This is a genomic window from Nocardioides agariphilus (assembly GCF_015352445.1).
Taxonomy (GTDB): Bacteria; Actinomycetota; Actinomycetes; order Propionibacteriales; family Nocardioidaceae; genus Nocardioides; species Nocardioides agariphilus.
Genome location: NZ_JADKPO010000081.1, coordinates 1 through 1,143, shown reverse-complemented (window position 1 = coordinate 1,143; position 1,143 = coordinate 1). Strand labels below are relative to the sequence as shown.

The window sequence follows — 1,143 nt, the reverse complement described above, 5'->3', positions numbered from 1 at the left end:
GCGCTAGTGACCCGGATTTGAAGTTCGTCGTATAAGTCGTCCGAGCTTGGCGAGGATCTCGTCGGCTGTCTTGGTCCACACGAAGGCTTTGGGGTTGGCGTTCCATGCCTTCACCCAGGCTCGGATGTCTGCTTCGAGTGCTTGGACGCTGTGGTGGTCGCCGCGTTGGAGCAGGTCGCTGGTGACGTAGGCGAAGAATCGTTCGACGAGGTTGAGCCAGCTGGAGTAGGTCGGAGTGAAGTGCAGGTGGACCCTTGGGTGCGCCTCGAGCCAGGCCTTGATGATCGGGTGCTTGTGGGTGCCGTAGTTGTCGCAGATCAGGTGGATCTGAAGGTCCTGGGGGACGGCGGCCTCGACCTTGGTGAGGAACTTCTTGAACTCAGTGGCCCGGTGTCGACGGTGCAGGCTGGTGATCACGGTGCCGTCGGCGACATTGAGGGCGGCGAAGAGGGTGGTGGTGCCGTGCCGGACGTAGTCGTGGGTTCGGCGCTCCGGCATCCCGGGCATCATCGGCAACGCGGGCTGGGAACGCTGGAGCGCCTGCATCTGGGACTTCTCGTCCACGCACAACACCACGGCCGCCTCGGGCGGGTTCAGGTAGAGCCCGACGACGTCGTAGAGCTTGTCGATGAACAACGGGTCGGTGGAGAGCTTGAAGTGGTCGACCAGGTGCGGCTTGATCTCGAACTTGCGCCAGATCTCACCGATGGTGGACTTGGACAGTCCGGTCCGCTCAGCCATCTTCGCCCGCGTCCAGTGGGTGGCGTTGGGCGGGGTTGTCTCCAGCGTCGCGACGATCACTTCCTCGACCTGATCGACACTGATCCTCGGTGGACGGCCCGAGCGCGGTTCATCGAGCAGACCGTCCAGGCGGTGCTCGAGGAACCTGGCACGCCACTTGCCCACCGTCATCCGGTCACAGCGCAGCCGCTCGGCGACCGCGGTGTTCGACCCACCCTCGGCGCACGCCAAGACCACCTTCGACCGCAGCGCCAATGACTGGGCCGAGGAAGCTCGGCGCGCCCACCGAGTCAGCTGCTCACGTTCTTCTCTGGTCAGTATCAGCGGCGTTTTCGGACGTCCCGATCGAGGCATACCTCAGTCTACGACTTAGATAACGCATTTTCCGCGCAAGACACTAGC

Annotated in this window: 1 protein-coding gene; it reads right to left on the bottom strand. The window is 63.3% G+C overall.

The window, feature by feature from the left end:
- Positions 1-3 precede the first annotated feature (3 nt).
- On the bottom strand, positions 4-1,095 hold the full coding sequence (locus tag ISU10_RS22685) for an IS630 family transposase (RefSeq protein WP_194698726.1): 1,092 nt from the start codon (positions 1,093-1,095) through the stop codon (positions 4-6).
- Positions 1,096-1,143 lie beyond the last annotated feature (48 nt).

What these genes read in the sequence shown, in the direction of transcription:
- ISU10_RS22685 (WP_194698726.1), bottom strand. Translation starts at nt 1,095, where the DNA reads ATGCCTCGATCGGGACGTCCGAAAACGCCGCTGATACTGACCAGAGAA.